This is a genomic window from Actinomadura sp. CNU-125 (assembly GCF_001942465.1).
Taxonomy (GTDB): domain Bacteria; phylum Actinomycetota; class Actinomycetes; order Streptosporangiales; family Streptosporangiaceae; genus Spirillospora.
Genome location: NZ_MKJY01000309.1, coordinates 1 through 5,646, shown reverse-complemented (window position 1 = coordinate 5,646; position 5,646 = coordinate 1). Strand labels below are relative to the sequence as shown.

At 78.4% G+C, this 5,646-nt stretch carries 5 protein-coding genes and 1 pseudogene; all 6 read right to left on the bottom strand.

What is annotated here, in order from left to right; genetic code table 11:
- A partial coding sequence (locus BJF79_RS30290) for a hypothetical protein (RefSeq protein ID WP_262402756.1) occupies positions 1–593 on the bottom strand: 593 nt, incomplete at its 3' end.
- Between the two features lie 44 nt (positions 594–637).
- Positions 638–829 carry a hypothetical protein gene (locus BJF79_RS30285; RefSeq protein WP_075902539.1) on the bottom strand — a complete coding sequence of 64 codons (192 nt, stop codon included), beginning with the start codon at positions 827–829 and terminating at the stop codon, positions 638–640.
- Positions 781–1,065 carry a hypothetical protein gene (locus tag BJF79_RS30280; RefSeq protein WP_075902537.1) on the bottom strand — a complete coding sequence of 95 codons (285 nt, stop codon included), beginning with the start codon at positions 1,063–1,065 and terminating at the stop codon, positions 781–783. Before BJF79_RS30280 ends, BJF79_RS30285 begins: the two co-directional genes overlap by 49 nt.
- Positions 1,065–3,566 carry an ABC transporter permease gene (locus tag BJF79_RS51680; RefSeq protein ID WP_083734194.1) on the bottom strand — a complete coding sequence of 834 codons (2,502 nt, stop codon included), beginning with the start codon at positions 3,564–3,566 and terminating at the stop codon, positions 1,065–1,067. The genes BJF79_RS30280 and BJF79_RS51680 overlap by 1 nt, the downstream gene beginning before the upstream one ends.
- The gene (locus BJF79_RS30255; RefSeq protein ID WP_075902527.1) at positions 3,563–4,381 is read right to left on the bottom strand and encodes a hypothetical protein; all 819 of its coding nucleotides are present in this window, start codon (positions 4,379–4,381) and stop codon (positions 3,563–3,565) included. The genes BJF79_RS51680 and BJF79_RS30255 overlap by 4 nt, the downstream gene beginning before the upstream one ends.
- Positions 4,382–4,487: 106 nt before the next feature.
- Positions 4,488–5,646 (bottom strand): annotated as a pseudogene (locus BJF79_RS56060) (AfsR/SARP family transcriptional regulator); the annotation flags it as partial.

Here is a 5,646-nt window from a genome sequence, read left to right as displayed (position 1 = left end):
CGCGTGAGCTGCGGCAGCGACGCGCCGCGGGCCCGCATGGCGGCGAGCGGCGGGCGGAGCCGTTCGGCGAGCAGCCCGGCGGCCAGCAGCAGCACCCCGGCGGCGACGGCGGCGAGCCCGCCGACGGCGAGGCCGAGCACGGACCGGGCGGTGCTCAGCCGTCCGGCGTACCCGGCGAGGTCGTCGCCGAGGGACGACTCGACGGCGCACGGGAAGATCCCGGTGCGGCCCTCGACGGCCGTGCGGTAGGCCTCCAGCCCGGCGGCGGTCGCGGCGGCGTTCTCCGCGCCGACGGCGTCCGGCAGGACGGGGAACCGCCAGGTGTAGGTGAGCTGCCGGGCCGGGGCGTCGGTCAGCCGCGTGTATCCGCCCTGGTCGGTGAGGGCGGTGCCCACGTCGGCCTCGGTGCCGAGGGCGAGCGAGCGCGTCAGGGGCCGCAGCAGTTGCGCGCGTTCCGTCCAGTACGGGTCGGCGGCGTCCGCCGGACGGTAGAGGCCGGTGATGCGGACGCGCAGCGGCCCGGCCGCCTCGTCGTTCAGGTCGAGCCGGTCGCCGACCCCGTAGCCGAACCGTTCGGCGTACCGCTGCGACACCGCGATGTCGACGACGCCGGGCCCCTCGCCGGGCTGCGGCCGGTTCAGCGGCGGCGCCCGGCGACGTAGCGGACCCGGTCGGACGCGCCCGGTTCCCAGCTCAGCGCCAGCATCCGCGGCCGGTGGTCGCCGGGGACGGCCATCGGGTCGGTCGTGATCGACGGTTCGCCGGGGCCGGTGACCGCGCTCAGCTCGGGCGGCAGCAGGGCCGCCCAGGCGCGCGCGTGGTGCAGCATCCCGGCGGCGTTCGGGACGCCGTCGCGGCGGCGTCCACGCGCGCCTTCCCCTCGACGCGGACGGCGGGCGCGGGGCCGAGGGCGGCGGCCGCGGCGCGGTCGTACCCGGCGGCCGTCGAGGCGGGCACGGTCACCGCGAGCAGCGCGGTCACCAGCGTCAGGACGCCCAGCGCGGCCAGGGGCGCCCAGTGCGCGCGCGCCAGCCGGATCCAGGGGCCGTTCAGCAGACGGGTCATCACTCCTCCCCCGCTCGGAGTCCGGTGCCGGGCTCGCCGCGCCCGAGCGCGCGCAGCACCGGCGGCAGGACCAGGCCGAGGATCGCGACGGCGCCCGCGAGCATGGCGAGCACCAGCGGCCATCGGACGACCAGGTCGGCGGGCGGGTACGGCGGCGCGGCCTGCACGCCGATGACGATGTGCGGGACGACGAGCCGCGCCATGACGAACCCGAGCAGGGTGCCGCCCGCGAGGCCGAGCAGGACGAGGAACGCCTGCTCGACGGCCAGCATCCCGGCGACCTGCCGGGGGTGGACGCCGAGGGCGCGCAGCACCGCGAACTCGCGGGCGCGCTCCCCGGCGGTGACGGCGGCGTCACCGCGAACGCGAGGGCGGCGAAGGCGACGGCCGCCCCGAACCCGAGGACGAGCGCGCCCTGCAGGGCGGCGCCGAGCGGGGCGTCGCGGAGCTTGGCGCGCAGCGCGGACCGGTCCCCGGCGACCTTCCCCCAGGCGGGACGGTCCGCGAGTGCGGCGGCCGCGGGACCGGTGTCGCCGCCGCGCACCGCCGCCCACCACTCGCCCGGCTCGACCCCGGCGATGTCCGTGCCCGCGGCGAGCCGGGTGCTCTGCAGGGCGGGCAGGTCGACCAGGACGCCCGGCCGGTCGGGTGCGGTCGTGGGCAGCGCGGGCACGATCCCGACGACGGTGACCGGCTGGTCGCCGTCGGGAGTGCCGAGGGTGACGGTGCCGCCGACGCCGACCTTCGCGCGCCCGGCGGTCTCGCGGGTGACGACGCCGGGAACGGCGGGCAGCGGGCCGTCCGCGGCGGACGCGCCGGGCGTCGCGGCGGGCGCCTTCGCATCCGGTGCGGTGAGGACGGCGTGGACGCCGTACCCGCTCCCGACCTGGACGGACGATCCGGACGACGACGGCGGTTCGGACGCGCGGATCGGCAGATCGGCGAGCTCGCCGCCGTCCCGCTCGTTCGGTTCGGGCGCCGCGTCGGGCGGGGCCAGGTCGTCGGTGAGCCGCCAGCGCGCACCGTCCGGGACGGTCGCGGCGGCCGCCGCGGCGTCCCCGCGCACGGCGAGGACCTCCAGGCGGAGCGGCCCGGCGGCCGTGTTGTCGTCGTAGGAGTAGTGGAACGCGCGGACCGACAGCGGGAACTCCGGCTTCCCGCCCTCCCCGGCGAGGTCGGCGACGGGCACGCCGACGGTGTGGGCGCGGCCGTCGGCGGGCACGGCCGGGAGGTCGACGCGGCGCAGCAGCGCGCGCGTCGGCGACGGTCGCGGCGACGGTGAAGGACGCGTCGTCCGGCGGTTCGGGGGCGTCTCCGCGCGGCGGGCCCTCGCGGGTGAGGCGCAGCTCGAACTCCAGCCGTCCGGGCTCGCCGGGGACGGCGATCGCGGGCGCGGCCGGGCGTTTCGCCGTCAGGTCGCCGAGCCGCAGGCCGTCGCGCAGCCCGTCGCGAACGCGCAGCAGCGGGCCGAGGGCTTGCGTGTCGGCGGCGAGCAGGGTCGCCTCGCCGGTGCCGAGGGAGGCGTCGGTGCGCAGCACCGCGGCGGTGCCGGTGACGCCGGGCAGCGCCGCGAACCGTCCGGCGGCGCCGAGGGCGGTCGGGCCCTCCTCGGCGGTCAGCCGCAGGTCGGCGCCGCTGCGGAAGTCGGCCTGGTCGAGCTGCGAGCCCCGCCAGGTCGCCGTCGTCGTCACCGACAGGACGCCGACGGCCATCGCATGACGAGCAGCAGCACCGGGCCCGCGTAGCGGAGCGGCCGGCGGCCGACCTGGCGGGCGCCGAGGACGGGCACGAGCCCGCGGCCCCCGGCGGCGAAGCGTTCGGCGGCGCGGGTCGCGACGGGCAGCAGCCGCAGCAGCAGCACCCCCGCCCGCGAGCAGGCCCAGCGCGGGGCCGGACACGATGAACGGGTCGACGCCCGTCGCGGTGCCGCCGCCACCGCCGCCCGCACCGTCCGCGCCGTAGCGGGTGAGCTGCCAGATCGCGAGGGCCGCGACGAGCAGCAGCGCGAGGCTGCCCGCCGCGAGCGGCGCAGCCGTCCGCGCGCCGTCCGGCCGATGCCCGCCTGCGCCTCGACGAACGTGCGGTTCGCGCCGCGCAGCGTCGGGACGGTCAGCGCGACCGCGCACGCCAGCGAGGTCGTCACGACACCGCGTACAGCGGCGCGAGCGGGCCGCGTCCGGGGTGAGCCCGGCGGCGCGCACGGCGGGCACCAGCCCGGCGAGCGGCAGCAGCGGCCCGGCCAGCAGCGGCCCGAGCACCGCGGCGGGCGCCGCGACCAGCAGGCCCTCGGCGAGCACGAGCCCGGCGAGCAGCCGCATCCCCAGGCCGCGGGTGCGCAGCAGCGCCACCTCGCCGCGCCGGTGGTCGGCGACGAGCCGCGCGACCAGCAGCCACGCGCAGCCCGCCAGCAGCACGAGCTGCAGCACCGGGATCAGCATCGTGGACCGTGCCACCTGCGCCGCGCCGCGCACCTGGTCCGTCAGCCCGGGCAGTTCGGTCACGACGGTGAACCGGGTGCCGGTGCCCTGCTCGGCGAGGCCGTCGGCGCCGCGCGCGACCCGGTCGCCGAGCGGGCCGAGGTCACGGGCTCGACGTCGCGCAGGCCGGGCATGACGGTCCAGCGCGCGTCCGTCCCGGTCCCGCCCGCGAAGCGTGCGGCGAACACCTCGGGACGGACGACGAACGGCCCGTACGTCGTGTAGTCGAGCCGTTCGGCGCCCGTCGTGATCAGCCGGTCGCCGCTCCACACGTGGTGCCGCGGGTCGCGGACCTCGAACAGCCCGACGACCGTGACCCGCGCGACCGCGCCGTCGTCGACGCGTCCGCGCAGCGTGAGCTCGTCGCCGACGGCGACGTCCATCGCCTCGGCGGCCGGTGCGGGCAGCACCGCCTCGACGGCGCCGCCGCCGTCGCCTTCGTCGGCGCCGTCGGCGCCGGGCCAGCGGCCTTCGGCGAGGCGGGCGTGCCGCTCGATCGCGGTGTGCGTCTCGAAGACCGTCAGCTCGGGATGCTCGGCGTCCTCCTGGCCCGGCAGCGTGTAGGAGTCGCTGCGCGCGCCCAGCGCGACCGACAGCGGGGTGTCGCGGTAGATGTTCCCGAGCGCGTCGTCGACCCGCTGCCGCGTCTCGGCGAAGCCGCCGCCGGGGACGTGCCCGGTGATCGTCGTCCCGGCCGTCGCGAACGTCGCGTCGCCGAGGGTGCGGCGCAGCCCCTCGCGGGTGACCGACCCGCCGTAGCCGACGAGCGCGGACAGCACGGTCGTGGCGAACAGCACGGTGGCGCAGGCGGCCAGGACCAGCGCCCGGTCCCCCGCCATCCGCCTGGCCACAAGCCCCGGATGCCACATGATCGTCAATGATCAAGACCGGTGATCCACGGCACAATGACCTTGGGCAAATCGCAACAATTACGAAAGTTAGTTGTTAATTTCCCCGGTCAGCGGGCGGTGGTCGGCGGTCGTCGGGCCGCGCCCGCCACGGGGACGGGCCCGCGATCGTCTCCGCGTGCCGCAGGACGTCCGCGGGGTCGCGGCCCGCACCGTCCGCGAACGCCGCCTCGAACGCCGCCTCGAACGCGTCCGCGCCGAGCCCGGCCCGGGACCGTCCGACGGCACGGTCGATGTCGGTGCGTTCCGCCGGGCTCGCCGGGGTCCGCACCCCCGCGCGGACGGCGGCGGCCCCGCCCAGCAGCGCGGCGGCCTCCGCGTGGTCGCCCGTCAGCCCGTACGCTCCCGCCAGCCCCTCCAGCGCGGCCGCGACGTCGCGCGGCGAGTCCAGGCGCAGCGCGACGGCCAGCACGTCCCGGTGGAACCGGACGGCCGTCTCCGCGTCGCCCCGCAACTCCGCCACGTAGCCGAGGCCGGTCTGGCTCAGCGTCAGCGAGAGCGGCGGGTACTCGTCGGGCGAGACGTCCCCGACCAGCCGCGTGAGCCGCTCGTGCGCCGCGTCCAGCAGCCCGGCGTGCCGCTCCGCCAGCCCCAGCCCCGACTCCGCGAACAGGGCCAGCGGCTGCTGCCCCTGTTCGGTCGCGATCCGCAGCGCCCGGCCGCACAGCCGCAGCGCCCGTTCCGGATCGCCGCGCACGACGGCGGTCCAGCCGCGCCACGCCAGCCGCGACGCGACGTCCGGCCACAGCCGCAGCTCCTCCGCCATCCGCTGCCCGTCGAGGTGGAACCGCTCGGCCCGGTCGTAGTCGCCGGTCATCTCGGCGAGCCCGCCGAGCCACTCGGTGGCCTGCAGCCGTCCCCACCGGTCGCCGAGATCGCCGAACAGCGCGGCGGCGCGCGACGCGTCCCGCTCCAGCGCGGCCGTGTCGTTGTGCACGAACGCGTGCTTGGCGCGCAGCAGCAGCGCCGCCGCCTCGCCCCACGCGTCGCCCGACTCCCGGAACGCCGCGAGGAGCTCCGCCGAGACGGCTTCGGCCGCCGCGACGTCGTCCACGTCCGAGCCCGCGAACGCCAGGAACCAGCGCGCCCGCGCGGCGAACGGCGCGTCCCCGGCGGCGTCCGCCAGGCGCAGTGCCGCGGCCCGCCGGGCGGGCCAGTCGCGGACGTCGTCGCCCAGCACCGCCAGGCCCGCCCGC

What these genes read in the sequence shown, in the direction of transcription:
- BJF79_RS30285 (WP_075902539.1), bottom strand. Translation starts at nt 829, where the DNA reads ATGCTGCACCACGCGCGCGCCTGGGCGGCCCTGCTGCCGCCCGAGCTG.
- BJF79_RS30280 (WP_075902537.1), bottom strand. Translation starts at nt 1,065, where the DNA reads ATGACCCGTCTGCTGAACGGCCCCTGGATCCGGCTGGCGCGCGCGCAC.
- BJF79_RS30255 (WP_075902527.1), bottom strand. Translation starts at nt 4,381, where the DNA reads ATGGCGGGGGACCGGGCGCTGGTCCTGGCCGCCTGCGCCACCGTGCTG.